This window comes from Xanthobacter sp. YC-JY1 (genome assembly GCF_021730305.1).
Taxonomy (GTDB): Bacteria; Pseudomonadota; Alphaproteobacteria; order Rhizobiales; family Xanthobacteraceae; genus Xanthobacter; species Xanthobacter flavus.
The window spans coordinates 3,583,577-3,607,878 of record NZ_CP032674.1; the positions used below are offsets into that span (position 1 = coordinate 3,583,577).

The 24,302-nt window shown below is 66.2% G+C and carries 26 protein-coding genes; 17 read left to right on the forward strand and 9 right to left on the reverse strand.

The window, feature by feature from the left end; translation table 11 throughout:
- Positions 1-59: 59 nt before the first annotated feature.
- Positions 60-1,424, reverse strand: coding sequence for a UDP-N-acetylglucosamine-peptide N-acetylglucosaminyltransferase (locus D7006_RS16810; protein ID WP_237353838.1), 1,365 nt, complete (start codon positions 1,422-1,424; stop codon positions 60-62).
- 141 nt (positions 1,425-1,565) lie between these two features.
- Positions 1,566-2,384, reverse strand: coding sequence for an N-formylglutamate amidohydrolase (locus tag D7006_RS16815; RefSeq protein WP_237353839.1), 819 nt, complete (start codon positions 2,382-2,384; stop codon positions 1,566-1,568).
- A gap of 104 nt (positions 2,385-2,488) precedes the next feature.
- Here D7006_RS16815 and D7006_RS16820 point away from each other — a divergent pair, with 104 nt between their 5' ends.
- Both D7006_RS16820 and rpsU read left to right on the forward strand, forming a co-directional pair.
- Positions 2,489-3,304 (forward strand): transglutaminase family protein, encoded by an 816-nt coding sequence (locus D7006_RS16820; protein ID WP_169123016.1) that lies wholly within the window; start codon positions 2,489-2,491, stop codon positions 3,302-3,304.
- Positions 3,305-3,441: 137 nt separating this feature from the next.
- Positions 3,442-3,726, forward strand: a complete 285-nt coding sequence (gene rpsU / locus D7006_RS16825; protein WP_169123017.1) for a 30S ribosomal protein S21 — start codon at positions 3,442-3,444, stop codon at positions 3,724-3,726.
- Between the two features lie 64 nt (positions 3,727-3,790).
- Here the strand turns inward: rpsU and D7006_RS16830 are convergent, their stop codons facing one another.
- The gene (locus tag D7006_RS16830; RefSeq protein WP_169123018.1) at positions 3,791-4,162 is read right to left on the reverse strand and encodes a hypothetical protein; all 372 of its coding nucleotides are present in this window, start codon (positions 4,160-4,162) and stop codon (positions 3,791-3,793) included.
- Between the two features lie 143 nt (positions 4,163-4,305).
- Between D7006_RS16830 and D7006_RS16835 the strand changes: the two genes are divergently transcribed.
- The 4 genes from D7006_RS16835 to D7006_RS16850 all read left to right on the forward strand — a co-directional run bounded on the left by D7006_RS16835 (position 4,306) and on the right by D7006_RS16850 (position 6,234).
- Positions 4,306-4,497: a hypothetical protein gene (locus D7006_RS16835; protein ID WP_169123019.1), complete on the forward strand. Its 192-nt coding sequence runs from the start codon at positions 4,306-4,308 to the stop codon at positions 4,495-4,497.
- A gap of 203 nt (positions 4,498-4,700) precedes the next feature.
- Positions 4,701-4,910 (forward strand): cold-shock protein, encoded by a 210-nt coding sequence (locus D7006_RS16840; protein WP_024278120.1) that lies wholly within the window; start codon positions 4,701-4,703, stop codon positions 4,908-4,910.
- A gap of 21 nt (positions 4,911-4,931) precedes the next feature.
- A complete protein-coding gene (locus tag D7006_RS16845; RefSeq protein ID WP_237353840.1) occupies positions 4,932-5,273 on the forward strand; it encodes a hypothetical protein in 342 nt (113 codons plus the stop codon).
- Between the two features lie 286 nt (positions 5,274-5,559).
- A complete protein-coding gene (locus D7006_RS16850) occupies positions 5,560-6,234 on the forward strand; it encodes a L,D-transpeptidase (protein ID WP_237353841.1) in 675 nt (224 codons plus the stop codon).
- 93 nt (positions 6,235-6,327) lie between these two features.
- On the opposite strand, the gene D7006_RS16855 is transcribed toward D7006_RS16850, so the two are convergent.
- Positions 6,328-6,657 (reverse strand): hypothetical protein, encoded by a 330-nt coding sequence (locus D7006_RS16855; protein WP_237353842.1) that lies wholly within the window; start codon positions 6,655-6,657, stop codon positions 6,328-6,330.
- A 172-nt stretch (positions 6,658-6,829) separates the two neighbouring features.
- On the opposite strand from D7006_RS16855, the gene D7006_RS16860 reads away from it, so the two are divergent.
- The gene (locus D7006_RS16860) at positions 6,830-7,093 is read left to right on the forward strand and encodes a hypothetical protein (RefSeq protein WP_237353843.1); all 264 of its coding nucleotides are present in this window, start codon (positions 6,830-6,832) and stop codon (positions 7,091-7,093) included.
- 45 nt (positions 7,094-7,138) lie between these two features.
- On the opposite strand, the gene oxlT is transcribed toward D7006_RS16860, so the two are convergent.
- Complete coding sequence (gene oxlT / locus D7006_RS16865; RefSeq protein ID WP_169123022.1) at positions 7,139-8,440, reverse strand: oxalate/formate MFS antiporter; 1,302 nt, start codon at positions 8,438-8,440, stop codon at positions 7,139-7,141.
- A 53-nt stretch (positions 8,441-8,493) separates the two neighbouring features.
- The gene (locus D7006_RS16870) at positions 8,494-8,928 is read right to left on the reverse strand and encodes a cupin domain-containing protein (RefSeq protein WP_237353844.1); all 435 of its coding nucleotides are present in this window, start codon (positions 8,926-8,928) and stop codon (positions 8,494-8,496) included.
- Positions 8,929-9,051: 123 nt separating this feature from the next.
- Here D7006_RS16870 and D7006_RS16875 point away from each other — a divergent pair, with 123 nt between their 5' ends.
- Positions 9,052-10,335, forward strand: a complete 1,284-nt coding sequence (locus tag D7006_RS16875) for a mandelate racemase/muconate lactonizing enzyme family protein (protein ID WP_237353845.1) — start codon at positions 9,052-9,054, stop codon at positions 10,333-10,335.
- Positions 10,336-10,364: 29 nt separating this feature from the next.
- On the opposite strand, the gene D7006_RS16880 is transcribed toward D7006_RS16875, so the two are convergent.
- Positions 10,365-11,414 (reverse strand): LysR family transcriptional regulator, encoded by a 1,050-nt coding sequence (locus tag D7006_RS16880; protein WP_237353846.1) that lies wholly within the window; start codon positions 11,412-11,414, stop codon positions 10,365-10,367.
- Here D7006_RS16880 and D7006_RS16885 point away from each other — a divergent pair.
- Both D7006_RS16885 and D7006_RS16890 read left to right on the forward strand, forming a co-directional pair.
- Complete coding sequence (locus tag D7006_RS16885; protein ID WP_169123026.1) at positions 11,401-12,318, forward strand: SMP-30/gluconolactonase/LRE family protein; 918 nt, start codon at positions 11,401-11,403, stop codon at positions 12,316-12,318. The genes D7006_RS16880 and D7006_RS16885 overlap by 14 nt on opposite strands.
- A gap of 72 nt (positions 12,319-12,390) precedes the next feature.
- A complete protein-coding gene (locus D7006_RS16890) occupies positions 12,391-13,761 on the forward strand; it encodes an NAD-dependent succinate-semialdehyde dehydrogenase (protein ID WP_237353847.1) in 1,371 nt (456 codons plus the stop codon).
- 16 nt (positions 13,762-13,777) lie between these two features.
- Here the strand turns inward: D7006_RS16890 and D7006_RS16895 are convergent, their stop codons facing one another.
- Positions 13,778-14,449, reverse strand: a complete 672-nt coding sequence (locus D7006_RS16895; protein WP_169123028.1) for a GntR family transcriptional regulator — start codon at positions 14,447-14,449, stop codon at positions 13,778-13,780.
- 162 nt (positions 14,450-14,611) lie between these two features.
- On the opposite strand from D7006_RS16895, the gene D7006_RS16900 reads away from it, so the two are divergent.
- The 7 genes from D7006_RS16900 (at position 14,612) to D7006_RS16930 (ending at position 23,268) form a co-directional block, all read left to right on the forward strand.
- Positions 14,612-15,493 carry a fumarylacetoacetate hydrolase family protein gene (locus D7006_RS16900; RefSeq protein ID WP_237353848.1) on the forward strand — a complete coding sequence of 294 codons (882 nt, stop codon included), beginning with the start codon at positions 14,612-14,614 and terminating at the stop codon, positions 15,491-15,493.
- Positions 15,494-15,524: 31 nt separating this feature from the next.
- Entirely contained in the window at positions 15,525-16,361 is an 837-nt protein-coding gene (locus D7006_RS16905; RefSeq protein ID WP_237353849.1) for a polysaccharide deacetylase family protein, read from the forward strand.
- A gap of 84 nt (positions 16,362-16,445) precedes the next feature.
- A complete protein-coding gene (locus D7006_RS16910) occupies positions 16,446-17,393 on the forward strand; it encodes an amidohydrolase family protein (protein ID WP_237353850.1) in 948 nt (315 codons plus the stop codon).
- A gap of 88 nt (positions 17,394-17,481) precedes the next feature.
- Complete coding sequence (locus D7006_RS16915; protein WP_237353851.1) at positions 17,482-18,864, forward strand: MFS transporter; 1,383 nt, start codon at positions 17,482-17,484, stop codon at positions 18,862-18,864.
- Positions 18,865-18,955: 91 nt separating this feature from the next.
- Positions 18,956-20,443: an aldehyde dehydrogenase gene (locus D7006_RS16920; protein ID WP_237353852.1), complete on the forward strand. Its 1,488-nt coding sequence runs from the start codon at positions 18,956-18,958 to the stop codon at positions 20,441-20,443.
- A gap of 589 nt (positions 20,444-21,032) precedes the next feature.
- The gene (locus D7006_RS16925; protein WP_237353853.1) at positions 21,033-22,385 is read left to right on the forward strand and encodes an MFS transporter; all 1,353 of its coding nucleotides are present in this window, start codon (positions 21,033-21,035) and stop codon (positions 22,383-22,385) included.
- A gap of 79 nt (positions 22,386-22,464) precedes the next feature.
- The gene (locus D7006_RS16930; protein WP_237353854.1) at positions 22,465-23,268 is read left to right on the forward strand and encodes a 1,6-dihydroxycyclohexa-2,4-diene-1-carboxylate dehydrogenase; all 804 of its coding nucleotides are present in this window, start codon (positions 22,465-22,467) and stop codon (positions 23,266-23,268) included.
- A gap of 18 nt (positions 23,269-23,286) precedes the next feature.
- On the opposite strand, the gene D7006_RS16935 is transcribed toward D7006_RS16930, so the two are convergent.
- Positions 23,287-24,228: a LysR family transcriptional regulator gene (locus D7006_RS16935; protein ID WP_169123035.1), complete on the reverse strand. Its 942-nt coding sequence runs from the start codon at positions 24,226-24,228 to the stop codon at positions 23,287-23,289.
- Positions 24,229-24,302 lie beyond the last annotated feature (74 nt).

Below are 24,302 nucleotides of genomic sequence, written 5' to 3' on the forward strand. Positions count from 1 at the left end.
CCGGACTCCCGCCCCGCCGGGCGCGTCCGAACGCGGCAAGCGCATGGAGGTTGCCGCGCTCAAGGCGCGGGCGCGCCGATGGTGGCGGGTTGCAGTCGGTCGCGATGGCGGACGATCATCGCCCGGTAGAGGCCTTCGAGGGCAAGGGTGTAGGCCGACACGTCGAACAGCGGCGTCTCAAGCCGGTTGGCGTCAAGCCGTGTCTTGAGCGCCGCGAGGCGGTCGGGATCCGTGGCGATGTCGTACGCCAGCTCGAAATAGCTTGCGTGGTCCTCGGCGACCAGCTCGCCGAGGCCGACCGCGTGCAGGATAGAGCCCGCCACCCGCGACGGAAAGGTTTCCCCCGGACAGGTCACGATCGGCACGCCGGCCCAGAGCGCGTCGCTCGCCGTGGTGTGCGCGTTGAACGGGGCGGTATCGAGCATCAGATCCGCGAGCTGGAGCCGGGCGAGATGCGCCGCCTGTGGCAGGTTTGCGCCAAAAACCAGCCGCCGCGCATCGACACCATGGCGGATTGCCTCCGAACGGAGGTTGACGGCGGCATGCGGATGGTCGAGCAGCCACAGCACGCTGTCGGGCACCAGCGCCAGCAGCCGGCACCAGATGGCGAAGATGTCCGGGGAGATCTTGTAGGGCTGGTTGAAGCAGCAGAAGACGAAGCCCTCCTCCGGCAACCCGACCTCCCGCCGCCCCGGCCGGGTGCCGGGCGGCGTCCGCCGGCCGTGGGGGTGATAGGTGTGCGGCATGTAGGCCAGGGCCTCGGCATAGTCCGGAGCGCTCGTGGCGGGCGTGAGAAAACGGTCGGTGATGAGGTAGTCGCACATCCCCGCGCCCATGGTGCCGGGATAGCCGAGATAGTTCACGATGATCGGCGCCGGCCGCAGAAGAACGATGCCGCTCCGCGCCCCGGAGGTGAACCCCTTCAGATCAATGAGAATATCTACTCCGTCGGCATGGATGCGCGCGGCCGCAGCCTGGTCGTCCATGTCCGAGATGTCGATGAAGTGGTCGCAGGCCGCCATGGTCCGGCGGCGCATGGATTGGCCGTCGTCCGCGCCGAAGGAATAGGCAAGCACCTCGAAATCCGCGCCGGCATGGGCCTCCAGCACCTCGATCAGCAGGTGGGCGGTGGCGTGCTCCTGGAAATCGTTTGAGAGATAGCCGAGGCGCATCTTGCGGCCGCGCCCGTCATCGAAGGCATAGCGCAGGCCTGGGTCCGACGCCCCGGCCGCGGTCCGGCGCGCGCGGGTCCACAATTCCGAGCACGCCCGCTGCTGCTTCGCGCTCACGCCGGGCGTCGACAAGAGATGGAAGGGCGGCAGCAGATGATCGTCCTCGCCTGCGAGGATTGCGCCGATGGCGATATCTTCGGGCGCGAGATCGTCCCATTCGCAGACGCTGCGCTGCCGCACCGAGGTGGCCATGCTCACACTTCCCGTTCGCGCCTATGGCCTGCGCAGGAGAGCGACGGCCATCTGAAGTGCCGAGCGGAGGAAATCAGCCTCGATCTCGAAAGTCAGACTCCCTTGGCAAGCAAGGATTGCGCCGCGGCGGGGCCGTGAAGGCTAATCCTGAAGCAGCGCCGTGCGGTGCGCGCCCAACGCGCCCGCCTCCTCGAGCCGCGCGGCGGCGGCGGCAAACAGCGGCGCGAGCCGCTCGGCCCATTGCTGCTGGCCGTCCGGCCGGCCGACGAGATCCTGCCGGATCTCGATGCCGACATGGGGAATGCCGCGCCCCTCCCCATGCTCCGGAATGGTCCAGTCCGTCTCCTCGCTGACGGCATAGGGCTCGTTGTCGCCCACATTCAGCGCGGCATCGGCGCGCAACAGGGGCATCAGCGCCTGCGCGAACCGGGCGTCGCGATGATAGAGCAGGCCGGCGTGCCACGGCCGCACGAAGCCGGCGAAGACTGGCGTGAAACTGTGCATGGCGAGGAGTATGGCCGGCGCGCCCTCCGCCTGCCGCCGAGCGAGCTCGGTTGCGATGCGGGTATGATAGGGCAGGAAAATTTCCGTCTCGCGCGCCCGGCGATCTTCCGCACCGATCCCCTGATTGCCGGGAACGGGCGTCGCATCGCTCTCCGCCGGGATGGACTGCGCGGCGCCAAGCGGCCGGTTGCAGTCGATCAGCAGGCGAGAATAGTTCTGTTGAATGAGCGTGGCATCGAGTAAATCGGAAAGTGCGCGGCAGACGCCAGCGATGCCGATGTCCCACGCGATGTGGCGCTCGCGATCCACAGCCCCCAGGCCAAGCGTTCCCACTGACCGGGGAAGCCTGTTTCCCGCGTGATCCGCGACGATGAGGAACGCGGAACGCCCTTCGGGATTTAGTACAGTGACGGGCGGGATGTCGTCCGCCGTCAACAGTGAAACAGGCGCGCTCACGTCAGGACCTTTCCGGCTCGGGCCACGCACCTGACGCGACAGCCCCGAAGCTGCGCGCACCATAACCGATCTGCGGGCCATGTCCGCACAGAGCTGAGGCCCAGATGCTAATTCACGCCGGCTACGAGATTTCCTATGGCTGCCCGCAGCCGACACCCATGATTCTGACCCTGAGCGTCCATCCCTCGCGGATCAACGATCTCGTGAATCCGGACCGGGTGATGTTCGATCCGCCGATTCCCGCCAACACCTATCACGACAGCTTCGGCAATTTCTGCCACGTCATCTCCGCGCCCGCCGGCGGGCTCACCATGCGCACGGAATTCGTGATCCGCGACAGCGGCCTTCCCGACGCCGTAGCGCCCGACGCGCCCCAGCATGCCCTCGGCGACCTGCCGGTGGACGTGCTCCTCTTCCTTTTGGGCAGCCGCTACTGCGAGACCGATCGCCTGAGCGCGTTCGCCTGGTCGCAGTTCGGCCATCTGCCCAAGGGCTGGCCGCTGGTGCAGGCGATCTGCGATTTCGTCCATGGTCACATCGTCTTCAACTATGCCCACGCCAGCCCGCTGAAGACCGCCTTCGACGCCTACACCAGCCGGCAGGGCGTGTGCCGCGACTTCGCCCATCTCGCCGTCACTTTGTGCCGGTGCATGAACATCCCGGCCCGCTATTGCACCGGCTATCTCGGTGACTTCGGCGTTCCCGCCGATCCGGCCCCCATGGACTTCAGCGCCTGGTTCGAGGTCTATCTGGGCGGGCGGTGGTACACATTTGACGCGCGCCACAACAAGCCGCGCATCGGCCGCATTCTTATGGCACGGGGACGGGATGCGACGGACGTGGCGCTCGTGACATCCTTCGGTCCGTCGACGCTCACCTCGTTCAAGGTGATTACGGACGAGGCTCCCGCAGCCACGTAAAATGATCGGGGACGCTGCCCCATCGCTTTGGCGGCCCGTCCCCTCTACACTAACCCCATTCCGGCCTCGGCCGGCATCCGGGCGAGCGGCCAGACTTCTGGCCGGGGAACCGGGACGACCTTCAGATTGGATATCTTTTGCAGGTTCTCGTCAGAGACAACAATGTTGAGCAGGCCCTCAAGGTTCTCAAGAAGCGCATGCAGCGCGAGGGCGTTTTCCGCGAGATGAAGCAGCGCCGGGCCTATGAGAAGCCTTCCGAGCGCAAGGCCCGCGAGCATGACGAGGCCATCCGCCGGCATCGCAAGGCTGCGCGTAAGAAGGCTCAGTGGGAAGGCCTGATCGCCGCCCCCAAGCGCCGCGTGAAGCCCACCAACGCCCGCGGCCCGGCCGCCGGCTCCGCGCCGTCTTTCACGACCCGCTGATTCTCCCGCTGAACCTGCGGCCAAGAGAGGGTTTGGGGCTTCCCGCCCCGGCCCTCACCCGCCGTCAGTAGAACGGACGTGCGAGGCTGGCAGAGCCGAGGCGCTTTCCATCCGCATCGATGGCTTCAACCGTCCATGTGTAGATGCCGCCGACGCAGGGCGACCTGTAGGTAACCGCGCCTTTCGGAATGGCTCCGCGCGCCGGAAGCTGGACATCGGCACCGCCGAGCTCGCGCCCTGTGGGGCCCATCAGCGCAAACCGCAATTTGGTGGTGCCCGCCGGCACATTATCCACCTGGAATTCCGGGCTGCTCGGCCGCGGCGCGCACAGGGTGGTTCCGAGCCACGTGAAATCGAGCGTCATGTCGGCGGCGCTTGCCCAGGCAGACGGCACGCTTGCCGAAATAAGGCAGGCCAGGACGAACGCTTTTTTCATGTCAGCTCCTTCAGCTTCCGCATCGAAGCTGCGATGATCCTAGCATAAGTCGGCACCATCCCGGCCCGAAAACTGCCGGAGAAATTCGCTCGTCTCGACGAGAATTGATCCCGCTCGCGCGAAAATCGTGATACAGGGACCGAATGAATACGAAATTTGACGCCAATGGCCTGGTCGAGTTCGTCGCAGGATTCCGATCGCCTCAAGGGCGCTTCCGGATCGTCCGCATCATGCCTGAGGACAAGGGCGAGCCGAGCTATCGCGTAAAAGGCGAGCACGAGGCATTCGAGCGCATCGCGCGGGAATCCGAACTGCGGCGGCCCGGCGAAATATAGGCGGCGAATAGTTTAGGCGGGATATAAAAAATCCAGGCCTTGCTATCACCACAATAGCCTCTTATGTTCATTTGGTCTGAATTTGACGGCTGATTTTCTGGCGCCATAGCCCGCGCCTGACGATACCTCCCTTCAATTTCTAACTCTTGCGCAGCTCGATCTTCTCGGGCTGAGCACCCACGCGCGATTGAAAGGAAATCGTCATGAATATCGGTACTGTGAAGTGGTTCAACGCCACCAAGGGCTTCGGCTTCATCCAGCCCGACAACGGCGGCGCGGATGTGTTCGTGCATATCTCGGCCGTCGAGCGCGCCGGAATGCAGGGCCTGGCCGAAGGTCAGAAGCTCCAGTTCGACATCGTCCGTGACAACAAGTCCGGCAAGAATTCGGCTGGAAATCTCCAGGCGGCGTGACATCGCGCCAGCGGACCACGGATGTACTGGCCGCTGACTGATGCACAATGCATTTCGAAAGGCTCTGCCCACCCGGGCGGGGCCTTTTTCTTTTTTATTATTCCCGTTTCGAATCTTAGTTCTCGGGCTTCTCCCCGGGTCGTGTTATCGTTCGAAATGACCCCAATAACGACACATCAGAACTCGCTCTCCAGCGCCGAGAGCCGCCGCCAATTGGATGAATCCATTGAGCGGGCCATGGAGCGCAACAGGGGCGAGCTCGAAGCGGTTCGCCAGAAGAGCGCGCGTCTACGGGCCCTGCGCGAGGCGACCGAAAGCGAAGCCGTCCCCGCGCCGCGCCCCAAGGCCCGCCGCAAGGCCTGAAGCCCAAATGCCTGCGTTGCATGCCGGGACTCCGCATGACGGAGCCGCGTGGCGACGGGCAGAATTGCCACATCCCCCTCAGAAATATCCCTGCTGGACACTGCGGCAACCGTGCAAAACGGCGCCGTTGCTGGCGCATCGGGCGCATGGCTGCCCTGCGCGGTTGAGGCCGGCGCTTGCCAGCCGCTCCGCTTGGCGGCAAAGTCCGCGCCGAAAATTGTGTTTCAGCTTCGCTGGGCGGCCACGCTGCCGGGCGACGGGACAAAAGGGAAACTGCGAGATCACCATGACGGACGACGTCGCCATGTCCGGGCTCGGGTCCGGCGCTCTCAGCCGCCGCTCTTTCCTGTTCGGCTCCGCCCTCGGACTTGGTGCCCTCGGGCTGGCCGGCTGCTCGTCCGATGTCATGAGCCTCGCCGAGGCGCAGAAGCTCTACGGGCCGCTGCCCAACGAGAAATTCCCGATCCCGGCGCCGGACATCAGCAAGGTCAACCCCAAATATTACCGCCGGACCGTCGCCTACGAGAGCAATGAGGGGCCGGGCACGATCATCGTCGATCCCAGCAATTATTACGTCTATCGCATCGAGGGCGAGGGCAAGGCGACCCGCTACGGCGCCAATGTCGGCCGCTCCGGCTTCCTGTGGAGCGGCGACGCCTATGTGGGACGCAAGGGCGAGTGGGCGACCTGGACCCCGCCCAAGGAGATGATCAAGCGCCAGCCCGAGGCCGCCAAATGGGCCAACGGCATGCCCGGCGGCCTGGAAAACCCCCTCGGCGCGCGCACGCTCTATCTCTACCAGAACGGCCAGTACACGCTGTACACAATCTATGCGAGCAGCGACCCCGAGTCGATCGGCACCGGCGTCACCAGCGGCTGCGTCGGCCTGCTCAGTCAGGACATGATCGACCTCTACGAGAAGACCCCGGTCAAGACCAAGGTTGTGGTGCTGCCTGCCTGACGCGGGGGCAAACTCAAAGATCCAGCCTCAGCCCCTGATCGGCGCTGCGCCGGCGGAGGCCGCCGTCGGGGGTGCCGCCCTGTCCTTCGTGGTTCAGCTCGCGAGGCTTGCGGCCGCCAGCCCCAGCACCAGAAGGCCCGCCGCCACCAGCGCCCAGGTGCCCCAGTTCGGCGGCGCGTTGGCGTGGGCGCGATTATCCTCCTCGCTCTGGGGCTCATAGAGTGCTCCGATACTGGGATCGCCATCGGCGATGCGGTCGCCCTGCTGCGGCGGTCGCCAATCCTGCTGCGGGGTGTGGCCATTCGCCTCGTCATCCGTCCCCAATGGCGCGGCGGCAAAGTCCGGCCCGCGCACCTTGTCGCGGTTCTGGCCGGTGTCGGTTGCGTGGCGGGTCCTCTCGGCGTCGGATCCGTCTTCGGCCATGGCTAGCTCCTCCGGTTCGTCGGTTATCCGAAGGAAGTCTCCGGCGGGGCCAGACGTTCCGGCGCCGAGCCGATCCGGGCGCGACGCCGCGACGGGCGCGCCCCCTCACGCGACCAGTTCGAAACTGCGGAACCCGTCCTCGATCCAAACCGAGGCGCTGAAGCGCGAAATCGTGGCCACGGTCGCCGACGTGCTGCGCGCCCACGACATCCCCGAACCCGAGACGGCGGCCCGCGACCTCACCGCACTCACCCGCGGGATGATCGATGCCGCCGGAATGTTCGGGGAAACCGAGATCGCCTCACTTGAGCGCGCGTCCAGCGCGCCGTCTACGGCTATCTGCGGCTGGACTGAAGCCCGCGCGATGCGGGCGGGAGCGACAGTGAAAACGTCAACGGGAGGACGCCGTGGGGCTTCAAAATGGACCATCCGGTAGGGCCTTGCCGCCGCCGGATGGTCTCAGGTTGCATCGCTTCCGGGATCAGGCTCCCGACGTCGCCCGGATCCGCATGGGCTTCATCACGAACAGAATGATGAAGGCGGCGGCGACATCCATGGCGCAGGAGAGCCAGAACACCGTGTGCCAGCCGCCCGAATATTCCGCGACCACGTTGCCAAGCGGCACCAGGAGCGAGGCGACACCCTTCGCCGTGAAGATCAGGCCGTAGTTGCCTGCGGCATTCTTCGCACCGAAGACGTCGGTGGTCAGTGCGGGGAACAGGCTGAAGATCTCGCCCCAGGCGAAGAAGACCAGCCCGGTCAACAGCACGAACGCGACAGGGTTGGTGCCGAAGTGGCTGAGGGCGAAGATGCCCACCCCTTCCAGAAGGAAGGCGAAGAACATGGTGTTCTCACGGCCGAACTTGTCGGACACCCAGCCGAAGAACGGACGCGTCACGCCGTTCAGCATCCGGTCGAGAGACAGGGCGAACGTGAGCGCAGGCAGCGTCACCCAAAGCAGCGTGACCGGCGACTTTTCAAGGCCGAGGTCATGGGCGATGGGGGCGAGCTGCGCCGTTGCCATGAGGCCGCCGGTGCAGACCAGCACGAACACCGCGTACATCACCCAGAACATTCCGGTGCGGACGACTTCCTGCGGCGCACGCTCGACCTTGGCGTGGCTGACCACCGTATTGGTGGCCTTTTCGACCTGACCCCGCTGCGGCGCGCGGAACACCAGCGACAGCACCAGCAGGCCAGTGCCCTGCGCCAGGCCGAACCACAGGAACGTGTTCTGGTATCCCGAGTTGCCGATCATCGTCTGCAACGGAATGATGGTGAGCGCGGACGCCACGCCGAAGGCGCCGGAGGTCAGGCCTGCCGCGAGCCCGCGATTGTTCGGAAACCATTTCAGCGCATTGCCGATGGCGGCCGCCACGACGATACCGACCCCCAGGCCGCCTATGGCGGACGAGACGTAGAGGATCCATAGCTCGGACGCGATCGAGTTCAGCACCCACGATCCGCCGGTCATCAGGCCCGCCACGAAGGTGAGCTGCGCAGGTCCCCTGCGGTCCACGAGCCAGCCGCAGACCGGAAGAAGCCAGGATTCCGCGAGGATGAAGATCGTGAACGCAAGCTGGATGGCCGGACGCCCCCAGTGATACTTCTGATCCATGGGCAGGACGAAGAGCGTCCAGCCATACTGCAGATTGGCGACCATCGTGATGGCCGCGATTCCCACGATGAGCTGGAACCAGCGATATCGCCTGGTCGCCAGCGGATAGGTTACGCCTCCCTGATCGAGGGTATCGTCCTCGACGGCGTTAATGACAGCGGCCATCTAAATCTCCCCAGATTGTCCTGTGCTGTTCTTCTTGTTCTTGATGTATTGGCTCACGAACTCTTCTTCGCATGCTCCGCCGACACCGGCCGGGTCTCACCCGTTTCGAGCATCGTCCGCGTTGCATCGATCGACGCATAGACCCAGAAGATCTTCAGCGGCTTCTCACTGGACCCATTGCGGAAGCGGTGGGGCAGGTTGCAGGGAATCCACGTCGCATCCATCGGCTTCACCGGATGCACCTCATCGCCGACCTCGGCGAAACCCTCGCCTTCGAGGACGAGCACTGTTTCCTCGCAATTGTGGAAGTGCCACGGAATGGCGGAGCCGGGGCCGATGATCGTCATGCCGGTGAGCATCTGCTGCGACCCCGTCCCGCGCCCGACTAGCGGAATGGTCCGGTTGCCGCCGCCCCGATCGACGCTGGGCATCTGGTCCGGGCGCATGAGCGCGGGCTTGAGGTCTGGGATCGCGTTGACGGCGGTCATGGGAAGGGTCCCTGATTTGGAATGGCGAATCCGCCGTCTGCCCGGCGGCTCGCTGCCCAATCCATCACTCGGCCATCGATACCGCCAATATCAAATTACGATTCGTCATCATACCGCTCCGGCATGAGCGCGCTGGCGTTGCCCGGCCATGCCGTTTCTGTCTGCGACGCCATAAAGGATCGATATTTCAGGCACTCGCGGAAACGGATTAGGAGGAGACGACAACCGAGGATTCCGCCCGTGAACTATGACCCTCACCTTTCGTCACGGTCGCCCATCGCAGAGGCGGACGGCACCATTCGCCTGGTGCGGATGGATCTGTTTCCCGTCGCCATCCCGCTGACGCGGCCGATGAAGATGTCGGGCGTGACCATCCGCCATGCCGAGAACCTGTTCGTTCGCCTCGAAGCCGTGGATGGAAGCGTCGGCTGGGGCGAGGCGGCCTCCGCGCCAACCATGACCGGCGAGACCCTTTGGGGCATGACGGCCGCGGCGCGCCTCGTATGGGATGCCCTCAAGGGCCGGGATGCGCGTCCGCACATGGAAATCGCGCGCCGCATCCAGAGCGCTGTCTACGGCAATACCAGCGTGAAATCCGCGATCGAGATGGCGCTGCTGGACCTTCTCGGCCGCAAGCTCGGCATCGGCGCCGGCGACATTCTCGGCAGCCGCTTCCGCGACCGGCTCGAGCCCATGTGGATGCTGGGCAACGCGACGCCGAAGGAGGACGTGGACGAGGCGCGCGCCAAGTCCGAGATGGGCTACCGCTTCTTCAAGCTGAAGGTCGGCACAAAGACCATCGAGAACGACATCATCTCGGCGGTCCGCGTCCGCGAGGCCATCGGCCCCGATGCGAAGCTGTGTGCGGACGCCAATGGCGGCCTTTCGCTCGACGCCGCACGCCGCCTGATCGCGGAAGCCGGGCCCGCCCGGCTGCTCTACCTCGAACAGCCGCTGCCTGCCGAAAGCATCGACGAGCTGGCAGAGCTCAATCGCCTCGGCACGGTGCCCATCGGCATCGACGAGGGCGTCCATTCGCGAGCGGATATCGAAACCCACGCCCAGCGGGGCGCCGCAGCCGGCATCTCGCTGAAACTGATCAAGCTCGGGGGCATGATCGCCACGCTCGACTGCGCAGCGCGGGCAACCGACCTCAACCTCTCCATCAACGTCGCCGCTAAGGTAGCGGAATCGAGCCTTGCCTCCGCAGCGGCGTCGCATGTGGCCGCCGGGATCAGGGATTTCGGATGGGGATTGAGCCTCACGCACGTGTATCTGGAGCACGACCCGGTGCTGGATCCCCTGCGTCTGGCGGATGGCACCGTCGCCGTGCCGCAAGGGCCGGGCCTGGGCGTGACCGTCGACGAGGACGCGCTGCGCACCTATCAGGTGCCTGTCCCGCGATAGGGGGCACCTGACCGGGCGTCCCGCCAGCCTTAGACGTCGGCCTCGCTGCGGAACGTGTGCTTCGCATCGAGGTCGGCGACGATCTTCATCACCGCATCCTTGATGATCTGCGAGGAGCGCGACAGCCGTCGCGTGCGCGAATAGCCCAGCGCGAGGCGGCGAAATATCCCTTTCGGACCAATGGAATGGAGCGTGACTTCCCCGCTCCGGGCTTCCTCGTAGAGGATCGAGCGCGGCAGGATCGTCGTCGCGATTCCCTGGCGCACCATCAGGCGGATCGTCTCGATGGAATTGAGTTCGAGCATCACTGTCACCAGCGGCCCCTTGTGGCCGAGCAAATTGTCGATGATGGTCCGGATGCCCTGGGACATGACCAGCGGCGTGGTCGCCAGCTCGTCGAGCGAGATCGGCCCCGCCTTCCGCGATCCGCGCACGGCGACGAACATCATCTCCTCCGAGACCAGATGCTCGATGATCATCCGCCGCGTGGGCGCGGGTTCGGTGAGCACGGCCAGATCGAGACGCCCCTCGTCCAGCCAGTCCATCAAAGGCTGGCTGTAGGCCTCGCTGATGGTGAGGTCGATGCGCGGATAGTCCGACCGGATGATCGACACGAGGTCCGGCGCCACACGCGGACAGATGGTCGGCACGAGCCCGAGCGCGCAGGTGCCGCCGGGGCTTCCGGCAGAGCCGCGCACCTCGTCCTTCGCCCGCTGAACCTCCCGCAGAATCGTCTTGGCGTGCTCGAACAGTTCGCGCCCCTGATCCGTAAGGTGAATACCGCGGCTTTCCCGGATCAGAAGCTGTGCGCCGAGTTCATCTTCGAGCTGCCGCACCTGACGGCTGAGCGCCGGCTGCGCCACGTTGAGATGCTGTGCGGCCCGCGTAATGCTCCCGAACTCGGCGATTTTCGCGAAATAGTTCAAGGCCCTGAAGTCCAAGGCGGTCCCCTCCTGGAGCGGTATGGCGAGCCATGCCGAAATTGTATTTAACAGCGCGCCTCCATCAGGAATAGGTCTTTCTTCGAGGCCCGTCCACCGACGGTCTTTCGAATGGAGTCTTTCGATGCTGTTCCCCAATCCAGTTGAGCGTCTTGTCGCCGAAGTTCACTACCAGCTTCCCGAGAAGTGGCGGAAGAAGAGCCGCACTGCCTGGTCTGATCCGAACCGGGCCAATGCCGAAGTGGACAGCTTCCTCGAAGGCCCTTCGTTCGATCGCGACGGAAACCTCTTCTTCGTGGACATCCCCTATGGCCGCGTGTTCCGGCTGACGCCCGGCGGCGACTGCGATCTGGTCTGCCAGTATGACGGCTGGCCGAACGGCCTGAAGATCCACAAGGACGGACGTATCTTCATCTGCGACTACAAGGCGGGCCTGCTGCTCCTCGATCCCAAGACGGGCGTCATCGAGCCGTTCCTGGCATCGCGCAACAGCGAGGCCTGGAAGGGCCTGAACGATCTGGTGTTCGCCGCCGACGGCACGCTCTACTTCACCGACCAGGGCCAGACCGGCATGCACGACCCGACCGGGCGCGTCTACCGGCTCGATCCCAACGGCAAGCTCGACATGCTGCTGGGCAACGTGCCGAGCCCCAACGGCCTCGTGCTCAACATGAAGGAAAACCGCCTCTACCTCGCCGTCACCCGTCAGAACGCCGTGTGGCGTTGCCCCATCATGACGGACGGCACCATGTCCAAGGTCGGCACCTACATCCAGCTTTCCGGCGGCCACGGCGGCCCGGACGGCATGGCGCTGGACGAGGAAGACGCGCTGATCGTGTGCCAGCTCGGTGTCGGCGTGTGGCGCTTCGATTCCGATGGCATGCCGACGCACCTCATCACCGGCCGCGTGGGACATCATCTGACCAACGTCGCCTATGGCGGCAAGGACAACAAGACGCTGTTCATCACCGAGGCCGATACCGGCACGATCCTCAAGGTCGAAATGCCGGTCGCGGGCAAGAAGATGTACTCGCACACCTGAGCGAGACCACGCCTCTACAGGTGGCGGGGCAACCCCGCCACCTCGTCCTTCTCCTGCGATGAAGCCATAACCATGATCGTTTCCGTCAATCCCTATACCGCCCAGGAAATCGCCCGTTTCGAGGAGCACTCGGATGCGCAGATCGAGCAGGCGCTCGCCGAGGCGGTGGCGGCCCAGCGCGCCTGGCGCAAGACGTCGTTCGCCGAGCGCTCCAGGCTGCTGGTGTCGATGGCGAAAGTGCTGCGGGCGAACAAGTCCGAGTACGGAAAGATGATATCGCTGGAGATGGGCAAGCCCATCGCCGAGGCCGTGGCGGAAGTGGAGAAGTGCGCGCTGAACTGCGATTTCTACGCGGAGAATGCCCCCCGGTTCCTGGAAGACGAGGTCATCGCGACCAATGCCTCAGACAGCCGCGTCGTGTTCGATCCGCTCGGCGTGGTGCTCGCCATCATGCCGTGGAACTATCCCTTCTGGCAGTATTTCCGCTTTGCGGCGCCCGCCTTCATGGCCGGCAACGGCGCGGTCCTGAAGCACGCGAACAATGTGCCCCAGTGCGCCAAGGCCATCGCCGAAATCGTCGCGGAAGCCGGCGCCCCCGCCGGATTGCACCAGACCCTGCTCATTCCCCCGTCCAAGGTCGAACGCCTGATCGCGGATGATCGCATCGCGGCGGTCACGCTCACCGGCTCCACCGGCGTCGGTGCCATCGTCGCGGCGCAGGCCGGCAAGGCGCTGAAGAAGCAGGTACTCGAACTCGGAGGGTCCGATCCCTTCATCGTCCTCGCCGACGCCGATGTGTCAGCCGCCGCCGAAGTCGCAGTGAAGGCGCGCTTCATCAATGTCGGCCAAAGCTGTGTGAACGCAAAGCGCTTCATCGTCGAGGAGAGCATCGCCGACGCCTTCGTCGAGGCGTTCTGCGCCGCCGTCGCCCGGCTGAAGATCGGCGATCCCATGGCCGCCGACACCAACATCGGCCCCATGGCCCGCGCCGACCTTCGCGCGACGCTGCACGATCAGGTCGAGCGTTCGGTTGCTGCCGGTGCCGTGCTGCGCGCGGGGGGCAAGGCGGTGGAAGGTCCCGGCTTCACCTATGAGCCGACCATCCTCGACCACGTCACGCCCGAGATGCCGGCCTTCAACGAGGAAACGTTCGGCCCCGTGGCGGCGATCATCCGCGTGAAGTCCGCCGAGGATGCGATCGCCCACGCCAACGACACCGAGTTCGGCCTCGGCGCGGCGATCTGGACGCGGGATGTGGCGAAGGCCGCCATCTATGCCCGCCAGCTCGATGCCGGCGCGGTCTTCATCAACGGCATGGTCGCCTCGGACCCGCGCCTGCCGTTCGGCGGCATCAAGCGCTCGGGATACGGCCGGGAACTCGGGTCCTACGGCATCCGCGAGTTCACCAACACCAAGACGGTGTGGACCGGGCCCGCCCGCTAGGGCCCGACTTCACACGTCACATGCCGTCCTGGCGCAGGGCCGCGCGGACCAGCCGCGCGGTCAGCCGGAAATGCTCCATGAGCAGTTCGACGGCCTCGTTCTCGCGCCGGGCGATGGCGGCCTGCGCGATGGCCCGGTGCTCGTCCTGCTCGTTGCGGCCGGCGCGCGGGACGGTCCGCGCCGCATGGCGGTAGCGTTCCGCCGCGACATACAGCTGCGTGCAGAAATCATTGATCCAGGACGATCCCGACGCCGCCACCAGGGCCGCATGGAAGGCGCCGTGGGCCTGCTCCCATGCGGGATTGCGCTCGGTCGTGTCGTCGGAGAGATAGCGCGGAATGGCTTCCAGCCGCTGGAGCGCCGCGGTCACCCCCTCCTCCCAGGCGAGGCCCCCGCTGCGGATCGAATTGCGCAGCCCGACCTCGTTGGCCCAGCACCGCGCCAGGATCAGCTCGTCGAGGTCCTGCAGGGTGACCGAGTGGACCCGGAACCCGCGCTGGTCGCGGTGATCCAGCAGCCCCTCGCTGGCGAGCCGGTTGAGTGCCTCGCGGACCGGGCTGGCGCCGATGCCATATTGATCGCAGATGGTGCGGATCTTGAGCTTGGCGCCCGGCTTGATCGCCCCGTTGATGATATCGCTCCGCAGCCGTCCATAGGCCTCGCTGGCCAGGGTTGCGCTCTTCGTCATCAACAGTGCCGCGCTCCGTTCTTCGCCCGTGAAGCTTGGATGATCACAGCCGCTTCGTAAAGCCTGAATGATCGATAATATTGCGTTGCACAATTAAAAAATCGATATTTTTATTGACGGACTCAGAAAATCGATATTTTTTGGCGGCCAGGAGAACTGCCGATGAAACTGGTCACCTTTGTTCGCAAGCCGTCCGCCGATCCGCACCTGGGTGTGGTGCTCGATGACGCCGTGTTCGACCTCACGGCGACCGGCAAGCCTGAATTTGAGAGCATGCTCTCGCTGATCCGTGCCGGCGCCATCGATGCCGCGAAGGCTCTGGCTGAGGCGGCCCGCGGGGCGCCGGGCCTCGTGCCGCTGGAAGACGTCACGCTGCTGGCGCCGATCCCGCGCCCGGCCAAGAACATCTTCTGCGTGGGCCGCAACTACATCGATCACGTCACCGAGGGCTACAAGGCGCGCGGGCTGGACCTGAAGCTGCCTGAGTTTCCCCAGTTCTTCTCCAAGCCGCCGACCACCGTCATCGCCACCGGCGACACCATCCCGCTGCACGAGGGCATCACCAACCTGCTCGACTACGAGATCGAGCTCGCCATCGTGATCGGTCGCGACGGCCGCGATATTCCGGCTGCGGACTGGCGCAAATACGTGTTCGGCTACACGGTGCTCAACGACATCACCGGCCGCGACCTGCAGCGGCGCCATGACCAGTGGTTCAAGGGTAAGGGCCTCGACGGCAGCTGCCCCATCGGCCCCTGCATCGTCACCGACGACGCCATCGCCGATCCGCAGAAGCTCGACCTGTGGCTGGAGGTGAACGGCGAGCGCCGCCAGTCCGCCAACACCTCGCAGATGATCTTCAACCTGCCGCGCATCGTCGAGGATCTCTCGCGCGGGATGACGCTGGAAGCCGGCGACATCATCGCCACCGGCACGCCCTCCGGCGTCGGCTATGCCATGACGCCGCCCCACCCGCTTCAGCGGGGTGACCTCGTGACCTGCCATATCGAGGGCATCGGCACGCTCCAGAATCGTATCGGCTGAACGAACCGCGACATTTGAAAGGGCCCGCCGCATGACCGCAGCAACCTCCACCCCCGTCGCCTGGCCCCTGGACCGTCCGCTCGCCCTTTCGGTCAGCGTGATGCTCGAAGCCTGGAGCGACGATTCCGCGCCGGGCATCGGCCCCATGGGCAACCCGCTCAAGGCCGGCGTGCTCGACCTGCAGGGCCGCTCCTGGGCGGACTATGGCCCCAAGGTCGGCACCTGGCGCATCCTCGACGCACTCGCCGCTGCCGACGTGAAGGCGGTGTTCTACGTCAGCGGCATCCTCGCCGAGCGATATCCTGACCTGATGAAGGCCATCGTCGCGGCCGGGCACGACATCGCCGCCCATGCCTGGGCGCAGAACATCGTGCCGGCCTACCAGACCGAGGCCGAGGAGCGCGCCGACCTCCTGCGCTGCATCTCCACCATCGAGGCGACCTCGGGCCGCCGCCCGGCGGGCTGGATCAGCCCGCGCTGCACCCCCAGCGCCGTCACCTCCGCTTTGCTGGCGGAGCAGGGTTTCGCCTGGCATTCCGACATCTTCGACACGGACGTGCCCTACAAGCTGGAAACCCCGCGCGGCAGCGTCGTCGGCGTCCCGTTCACCATGGAAGTGAACGACATGCCGCTCTACATCCGCTACGGCAACGAGCCGCGGGCCTTCACCCAGATCCTGGGGCGCCTGCTCTCGCAGTGGCCGGACGCCCCCAAGCGCCCCTGCTGCCTGGACATCACCGTGCACGCGCACGTGTTCGGCCGCCCCTACGGGATCATCGAGCTGATCGAGTCGCTGCGCCTGGCCCGCCGCTACGAGGCGCTGGCGCGTCTGACCACCCACGCCGAACTCGCCGCTTTGTGTGCCTGAGTCACGCCCCTGCGCCGGCACGGCCGGCGCGGGGGATGGCGGGCCAGAGCTTTCGCCACGCATCCGAGCAGCAGGAGGCGCGCCATGGCTGCGCCAGGGCCGGTCGTTGCCATCGAGGAGCATTATCTCGATGCAGAGGTGTATGCCATCGCCGGCGGCGCCGGCGGCAGCCTCGCCACCCGCATGCGCGATCTCGGCGCCCAGCGCCTGCGTGAGATGGACGAAGCGGGCGTCGACATCCAGGTGCTCTCCCATGCGCCGCCCGGGCTTCAACGGGTTGCGGCGGCCTCGGCTGCGGACGTAGCCCGGCGCGCCAACGACCGGCTCGCCGAGGTGGTGGGGGCGCACCCCACCCGCTTCGCGGCCTTCGCCTCACTGCCCACGTCCGCGCCCGATTATGCGGCGGAGGAACTGGAACGCACGGTGCGGGAGCTGGGCTTCAAGGGCGCCATGATCCACGGGACCACGGACGGGCGGTTTCTGGACGACGCCCGCTTCTGGCCCATCCTCGAGCGGGCCGAGGCGCTGGATGTGCCGCTCTACATCCATCCGGCCCTGCCGATGGCTGCGGTGCGGCAGGCCTACATGGGGAAATATGCCGAGACCCACCCGACCTTCGCCACGGCCGCGTGGGGCTTCACCATCGAGACCGGCACCCATGCCATGCGCCTCGTCCTGTCGGGCGCGCTGGAGGCGTTTCCCCGTCTCCAGCTCATTCTCGGGCACCTCGGCGAGGGGATCCCGTTCCTCATGGCCCGCATCGACGAGGCCCTGAGCCGCGACACGCCGACGAAGGCCTTCCGCAAGCTGTTCACCGACCATTTCCACGTGACCACGAGCGGCTTCTTCTCCGACCCCGCGCTTGCCTGCTGCATCGCGGAGATGGGCGTGGACCGCATCCTGTTCTCCATCGACTGGCCCTTCGTGGAGAACGCGCCGGGCGTGGACTGGTTGCGGAAGTTCGAGCTGGGCGACGCCGACAAGGCGAAGATTTTCGGCGGCAACGCCAAGAGGCTGCTGAAGCTGGCGTGAAGACCGGCCGCAGCGAGGATGCGTGCCGGCGATCGGCGCGCTCCCTCATCAAGAACACAGATCAAAGCAATGCCGGGGAGGTGATTGGATGAAGAACATCAGTATGGGCAAGGCCGACAGCGCGCATGCGGAGGTGATCCGCGACGTCGCCGCGCGCATCGAGCGCCTGCCGTTCTCGCGCTGGCACCTGAAGGCCCGCATCCTGATCGGCACGGCCACCTTCTTTGACGCGTTTGACGCGCTCACCATCGCCCAGGTGCTGCCGGTGCTGCGGCCGCTCTGGAAGCTCAGCGGGCCGCAGGTCGGCTTCCTCATCTCGACCGGCTATCTCGGCCAGCTTGTCGGCGCGCTCGTGGCCGGCATGTGCGCCGAGCGCTTCGGCCGCCTGCCGACCATGATCGGCGCCATCTGCATCATGTCGGTGATGAGCCTCGCCTGCGCGTTTGCGTCGGACTACGAGACGCTGCTCGTCTTCCGCACCATCCAGGGCCTGGGCCTTGGCGCGCAGGTGCCGATCGCGGCGGTGTACATCAGCGAGATCGCCAAGGCGCACAAGCGCGGACGCTTCTTCATCCTCTACGAATGCGTCTTCACCTTCGGGCTGTTCGCCTCCGGCCTGATCGGCTCCTTCGTGGTGCCGCACCTCGGCTGGCAGGCCATGTTCTTTATCGGTGTCCTGCCGATCATCATCGGCGTGAGCCTCGGCTTCCTGCTGCCTGAATCGCCCCGCTGGCTCGCGAGCCGCAACCGTGTGGCAGATGCACAGGCCGCCATGGCGCGCATCGAGAGCGAGATCGAGGCCTCCACCGGCCAGAAGCTCGCGCCGCCCACCGAATGGGTGCCCGCGGACCCGCGCCGGTCGTCCTGGCGTGACCTGGTCGGTCCTGACTACATCAGGCGCACCGTGGTCGTGTGGGTGATCTGGTTCTCCACCTTCCTCATCACCTACGGCCTCGGCACCTGGCTGCCCACCCTCTACCGGAGCGTGTTCAACCTGCCGCTCGACACCGCGCTGCGGTTCGGCACCATCGGCAGCCTGATGCAGCTGGCCGGCGGACTGACGGCGGGCTTCGTCATCGACCGGATCGGCCGGCGCAGGCTGTTCATGGTCGCCCTCTTCGGGGCCGCGGCGGCGCTCCTCTCCATCTGGTTCGTCGGCCTCACGTCGGTGCCCCAGTTCGTGGTGCTCAGCGGCATCGCCTATTACTTCGCGGGCCTGTCGGTTCTCGGCATCTATCTCTACACGCCGGAGATCTACCCCACCCGCGCCCGGGCCATCGGCACCGCCCTCGGCACGGCCTGGCTGCGGCTGGCCTCCATGGTTGGCCCGCTGATCGTGGGCTTCTTCGTGGCCGATGGCATCGGCATGGTGTTCCTCGTCTTCGCGGCGGCCGCGATTGTCGCAGGCATCGTGGTCTCGGCGCTGGCCATCGAGACCACCAACCGGTCGCTCGAAGACATCTCCCGCTGAAACCGGCGCCGGCCAACCCGTGATGGGGCTGGCCGGTGCACTGCCGTGTCCGGCTTTGTTCGGGCATGACCACCGATGAGGAAGGCCCGCCATGGGAAGAGCATCGCTCGATCTCGTCACCACCCGCTGGTCCTCGACGAATGCCGAGGACCGCTTTCCCGTCGACAATCCGGCCACCGGCGACGTCTTCGCCATGGTGCAGGGCGGGGGCGCGGCGGAAGTGGACGCGGCGGTGCGGTCGGCCCACGCGGCCTTCCTCGGCTGGCGGCGGGTGCCTGCGCGCGAGCGCGGGCTTGCCCTTCTCCAGGCCAGCCGCAAGCTCGCCGAACACGCCGACGAACTTTCCGAGCTGCTCTGCCGCGAGAACGGCAAGCCGGTCCGTGACGCCAAGGCCTTCGACGTCGCCGCCCTGATCCACGCCTTCGCCTATTTCGGCAGCCTCGCCGACAAGATGAGCGGCGAGACGCTGGACATGGGCAACGTCTATTCGGTCACGGTGCGCGAGCCCTATGGCGTCGTGGCCGGCATCATCCCCTTCAACTGGCCGCCCATCCATACCGGCGCGAAAATCGCGCCGGCGCTCGCCGCCGGGAACACCATCGTCCTGAAGCCGGGCGAGCAGGCGCCGCTGACCATCATGCGCATCGTCGAGATCATCAACGAGGTGCTGCCGCCCGATCTCGTCCATGTGGTGCCCGGCCCCGGCGCCACCGGCCGGGCACTCACCGCGCATCCGCTGATCCGCAAGATCTCCTTCACCGGGGCCCCGTCCACCGGTACGGCCGTGCTCAAGGCGGCGGCGGAGCGGCACGTTCCGGTGCTGCTGGAACTCGGGGGCAAGAACCCCTTCATCGTGTTCGAGGATGCGGATCTCGATCGCGCCGTGCGCGATGCGGTCGATGCGGCCTTCTTCAACAAGGGCGAGGCCTGCACCGCCGGCTCGCGCATCCTCGTCCACGCCGACATCCACGACGCCTTCGCCGAGCGCTTCGCCGCCTTCGTCCGCCGGCTGCGGCTGGGCGAGGGAACGGACCCGAAGGTCCATGTCGGCCCGCTGATCTCGAAGCCCCAGCAGCAGAAGGTCCTGGACTATATCCGCATCGGCCTGGAGGAAGGCGCCACCATCCTCGCGCAGGCCCCGCTGCCGCAGGAGGAGCGGCTGCGGAACGGCTATTTCGTCCAGCCCACCGTCTTCATCGGCGTCACGCCCCACATGCGGATCGCGCAGGAGGAGATCTTCGGCCCCGTCACCGCGCTGATGACCTTCCGCACCGAGGAGGAGGCCATCGCCATCGCCAATTCCACCGACTTCGCGCTGGTGGCCGGCATCTATTCACGCGATCAGGCCCGGGCGAACCGGGTGGCCCGGGGGGTGGAGGCGGGGATCGTATTCATCAACAATTACAACCGCGGCGGCAACGGCACCCCCTTCGGCGGCACCAAGTCGAGCGGCTACGGGCGCGAACGGGCAGCGATGACGCTGAACGAATTCACCTATGTGAAGGCCCTGCGCATCCCCACGGGCTTCGGCGACGTGCCCCAATGGAGCGCGCTCGACGATATCGCCGAGACCAACTAGGTCGCGCCCCCCTCCGAGGTGAGAATGGTGCCCCCGCCCGTATGGGGCGGGGGATTGGTCAAGTGCGTGCGCCCGGACGAAGCTCTTCCCGCGCGCCGCAATCCGATTCAGCCGGCCCCACCTTCACCCCTGCGCAGGTCGGCGCCATGCCTTTTCGTGCGCCAGGCCGAGCCGGCTGCGGGGCGACCGATGCCGCGGCACAAATCGCGCGGGATTGCTTCAACGGGAAGCGTCGAACAACCGGCGACCACGCCAGAATATTGCGACGCAATATTGAGCGCTACCAGCAAGACAACCATGTGGTGCTGCGCCCGCAGTATACTCAATAAGTATTGAAAAATACCCAGTTGATCTTAGAGAATGCGCGCCGGCGCGTATAGCTTCACGCTGCGGCCATACCCGGACTGGAAGCGCTCCTCTCCAAACCGGAACACCATGGCGGCGCCTCGCCTGAACCCGGCCCGCATGTCTGTTCCCGCCTCGGCAGGCAACCGACAGGTGGGCATCGGGGGTCAACCTGTCGCTGACCGCGTCTCCTCGGACGATGTCGCAGCGATCAGCAACAAGCAAAACCATTGAGGAAAGCCCGATGCCAAACCGCCTTCCGCTCACGCGGGATGTCAAGGAGATCATCGACGCCGGATCGATGACCGCTGGCCGGTGGGCCGTGGTCGGACTGTGTTTCGTCATCGCCCTGCTCGACGGATTCGACACCCAGTCGATTGCCTTCATCGGGCCGGCCATCGCGCAGGACTTCAAGATGAATCCTGCCGACATGACCTGGGTCATCACCGCGAGCATCATCGGCATGGCGATCGGCGCCATCGGGCTCGGCAGCTTCGGCGACCGCTTCGGGCGCCGCAAGGCCATCATGATCGCGATCGCTTTGTTCGGCGCCTTCTCGCTGGCGGGCGCCTACGCGACCTCGCCCACGCAGATCATCGTGCTGCGCTTCCTGATCGGCCTCGGCATGGGCGGGGCGACGCCCTCCGTGCTCGCGCTGACCGGCGAGTACAGCACCGCGCCCAAGCGCGGCCTGATGATTACCGCCGTGCTGCTCGGCCTGCCCGCCGGCGCGATGCTGGGCGGCCTCATCGCGGCGAGCTGGCTGCCGGTGCTTGGCTGGCGCGGCATTTTCCTGCTCGGCGGCGCACTTCCGCTGGCCTTGCTGGTCGTCATCTACGCCCTCCTGCCGGAATCCCCCGCCTTTCTCGTGTCCCGCAACAAGGCCGGAGACCAGGACCTGGCGCGGCGCCTCCTCGGGCGCATGACCGGCCAGATCGTGCCCGCGGATGTACAGATCATCAGCCCCGTCCAGGTGGAGAAGGGGGCGTCCATTGCCGGACTGTTCGAGGCGCGCTATCGCGGTGTCACGCTGGCGATTTCCGCGATCTACCTGTTCAACTGGATCGCCTGGTTCCTGCTGCTGCAGTGGCTGCCCACCGCACTGACCACGCTGGGTCTTGAGAAGGCGCAGGCGGCGTATGGCACGGTCACGGTCAATGCCGCGTTCATCGCCATGGCCCTGCCGCTGTCGGCGCTCCTGCCCAAGGTTGATCCGCGCAAGCTCCTGACGCTGATGTTCATGGTCGGCATCGCCGTGGCGATCGGCCTCGGCCTTGCGGGCGACCGGTGGCCGGTGGTCTTCACGCTGATCGCTCTTGCCGGCTTCGGCATCGGCGGCCAGCAGCTCGTGCTGAACTACCTGATCGCCAACGCCTATCCCACGCAGCTTAGGGCCACGGCGACCGGCTGGGGCATCGGCATCGGCCGTTCGGGCGCCATCGTCGGCTCGGCGGTCGGCGGCCAGCTCCTGTCCGGCGCCGGTCCTTCCGGGTATTTCATGGCGCTGGCGATCCCCCTCGCGCTGGCCGCGTTCGCCACCCTCACGGTGCGCCGGACGTCCAGCGAGGGCGCCGCCGTGCCGGTCGCCTCACACTGAGTGCGCGCCTGCGGGGCCTCCAGCGGCCCCGCAGGCTAAAGTCCGTCTTAGATCCAGCCGCACAACAAGGGGAAAACCCGTGTCGGACCAGACCGCTCGCCCTCAACGCTTCGCAGGCAAGAGCCTTGTCGTCACCGGCGCAGCCCAGGGCGTCGGCAAGCAGGTCGCGCTGGACGCCGCCGCCGAGGGAGGCTGCGTGCTGGTGGTGGACCGCTCGCCCATCGTCGCCGAGGTCGCCGCCGAGATCGAGGCGGCCCATGGCGCGGGCCGCGCCTTGGCGATGGTGGAGGATCTCGAGACCTATGCCGGCAACGACCGGGTGATGGCGCAGGCCGATGCCGCGTTCGGCAAGATCGACGTGCTGGTGACCAATGTGGGCGGCGCCATCTGGATGCGGCCCTTCCAGGAGTTCGACGAACGCCAGATCACGGCGGAGATCAGCCGCTCCCTGTTTCCCACCCTGTGGGGCTGCCGCACCGCTTTGCCCTACATGCTGCGCGAGGGGCGCGGGGCCATCGTGAACGTGTCGTCCATCGCCACCAAGGGCATCAACCGCATCCCCTATTCGGCTGCGAAAGGCGGTGTGAACGCCCTCACCGCCTCCCTCTCCTTTGAGCTCGCCGGCACGGGCATCCGGGTGAACGCGGTCGCGCCGGGCGGGGTTTCGGCACCTCCCCGCCGCGTGCCGCGCGGCACGGATCCCATCTCCGAGCAGGACAAGGCGTGGATGCAGGAGGTGGTCGACCAGACCCTGCGCGCAACCCATCTCGACCGCTATGGCGAGCTTCAGGAGATCGCCGCCGCGATCCTCTTCCTCGCCTCCGACGAAGCGTCCTACATCACGGGAACCGTGCTGCCCGCGGGCGGCGGCGACCAGGGCTGACAGGCGGAAGAGCCGGGCCTATTCGGCGAAGGACGGCCGCGTCGGCAGATTGTGCTCGGCGCTGAGCCAGGAGGGGTTCTCCGCATACATCTCCTTGATGACCTCCTTCACCAGATCGATGTAGGGCGAGGTATCGCCCACCCGGTGATAGAGGATGACGGGAGAGGTGGCGCGTTCCCCCTCAAGCAGCCGGTAATGCACATCGCTGCGCATCTGCCGCGCCGATGAGGGAATGACGCACAGACCGGTTTCGGCGGCGACGAGGCCGAGCGCGGTCTGGATTTCGCGCACCTCATGCACCTCCGCCGGCCGGACATCATGCCCGTGCAGCAGATTCAGCACCTGGTCCGCATAGCCGGGGCGCGGCTCCTTGGGATAGACGATGAGCTTCTGGCCGGTCAGCGCGCCGATGGGCAGGGGCGCGCTGTCCTGCGCCAACGGCGTGTCCCGGGGAATGGCGACGGTCAGGCGCTCCTCGCGCAGCACGATTTCCACCACGCCGGAATCGCTGTGGTGCAGGCGCCCGAAGCCGATGTCGATGCGCCCTTCCTTCAGCGCCGGAATCTGCTGAATGGACATCATCTCCAGCACCTGGATCTCGATATCCGGCGCCCGGTGGCGCAGCTTGCGCACCAGCGAGGGCAGCCCGCCATAGAGGGTAGACGCCACGAAGCCGATGGACAGCACGCTGTTCTGGTTCAGGCCCACGCGCCGCGTCGCCGCGCGCATCTGATCGACCCGTCCCAGCACCTGCAACGCCTGCTCGTAGAACAGCCGGCCCGCCTCCGTCAGCCGCACGGGACGGCTGTTGCGGATCAGGAGGGCAACTCCCAGTTCGTCCTCCAGCGCCTGGATTTGGCGACTCAGAGGCGGCTGGGCGATGTTGAGCTGCTGGGCGGCACGGGTGAAATTGCGCTCCCGCGCAACCCCAACGAAATACCGAAGCTGGCGAAGATCCATCCCACGCCCCTCCGCGGGCACAATTTTTATGGTCGTTTACGGTATGCTGCGGTGCGGCAAGCTGCCGTTCCATT

Coding starts and splice junctions, on each gene's coding strand:
- D7006_RS16810 (WP_237353838.1), bottom strand. CDS start 1,424: ATGGCCACCTCGGTGCGGCAGCGCAGCGTCTGCGAATGGGACGATCTC.
- D7006_RS16820 (WP_169123016.1), top strand. CDS start 2,489: ATGCTAATTCACGCCGGCTACGAGATTTCCTATGGCTGCCCGCAGCCG.
- D7006_RS16830 (WP_169123018.1), bottom strand. CDS start 4,162: ATGAAAAAAGCGTTCGTCCTGGCCTGCCTTATTTCGGCAAGCGTGCCG.
- D7006_RS16835 (WP_169123019.1), top strand. CDS start 4,306: ATGAATACGAAATTTGACGCCAATGGCCTGGTCGAGTTCGTCGCAGGA.
- D7006_RS16840 (WP_024278120.1), top strand. CDS start 4,701: ATGAATATCGGTACTGTGAAGTGGTTCAACGCCACCAAGGGCTTCGGC.
- D7006_RS16845 (WP_237353840.1), top strand. CDS start 4,932: ATGTACTGGCCGCTGACTGATGCACAATGCATTTCGAAAGGCTCTGCC.
- D7006_RS16850 (WP_237353841.1), top strand. CDS start 5,560: ATGACGGACGACGTCGCCATGTCCGGGCTCGGGTCCGGCGCTCTCAGC.
- D7006_RS16855 (WP_237353842.1), bottom strand. CDS start 6,657: ATGGCCGAAGACGGATCCGACGCCGAGAGGACCCGCCACGCAACCGAC.
- oxlT (WP_169123022.1), bottom strand. CDS start 8,440: ATGGCCGCTGTCATTAACGCCGTCGAGGACGATACCCTCGATCAGGGA.
- D7006_RS16870 (WP_237353844.1), bottom strand. CDS start 8,928: ATGACCGCCGTCAACGCGATCCCAGACCTCAAGCCCGCGCTCATGCGC.
- D7006_RS16875 (WP_237353845.1), top strand. CDS start 9,052: ATGAGCGCGCTGGCGTTGCCCGGCCATGCCGTTTCTGTCTGCGACGCC.
- D7006_RS16885 (WP_169123026.1), top strand. CDS start 11,401: ATGCTGTTCCCCAATCCAGTTGAGCGTCTTGTCGCCGAAGTTCACTAC.
- D7006_RS16890 (WP_237353847.1), top strand. CDS start 12,391: ATGATCGTTTCCGTCAATCCCTATACCGCCCAGGAAATCGCCCGTTTC.
- D7006_RS16895 (WP_169123028.1), bottom strand. CDS start 14,449: ATGACGAAGAGCGCAACCCTGGCCAGCGAGGCCTATGGACGGCTGCGG.
- D7006_RS16900 (WP_237353848.1), top strand. CDS start 14,612: ATGAAACTGGTCACCTTTGTTCGCAAGCCGTCCGCCGATCCGCACCTG.
- D7006_RS16905 (WP_237353849.1), top strand. CDS start 15,525: ATGACCGCAGCAACCTCCACCCCCGTCGCCTGGCCCCTGGACCGTCCG.
- D7006_RS16910 (WP_237353850.1), top strand. CDS start 16,446: ATGGCTGCGCCAGGGCCGGTCGTTGCCATCGAGGAGCATTATCTCGAT.
- D7006_RS16915 (WP_237353851.1), top strand. CDS start 17,482: ATGAAGAACATCAGTATGGGCAAGGCCGACAGCGCGCATGCGGAGGTG.
- D7006_RS16920 (WP_237353852.1), top strand. CDS start 18,956: ATGGGAAGAGCATCGCTCGATCTCGTCACCACCCGCTGGTCCTCGACG.
- D7006_RS16925 (WP_237353853.1), top strand. CDS start 21,033: ATGCCAAACCGCCTTCCGCTCACGCGGGATGTCAAGGAGATCATCGAC.
- D7006_RS16935 (WP_169123035.1), bottom strand. CDS start 24,228: ATGGATCTTCGCCAGCTTCGGTATTTCGTTGGGGTTGCGCGGGAGCGC.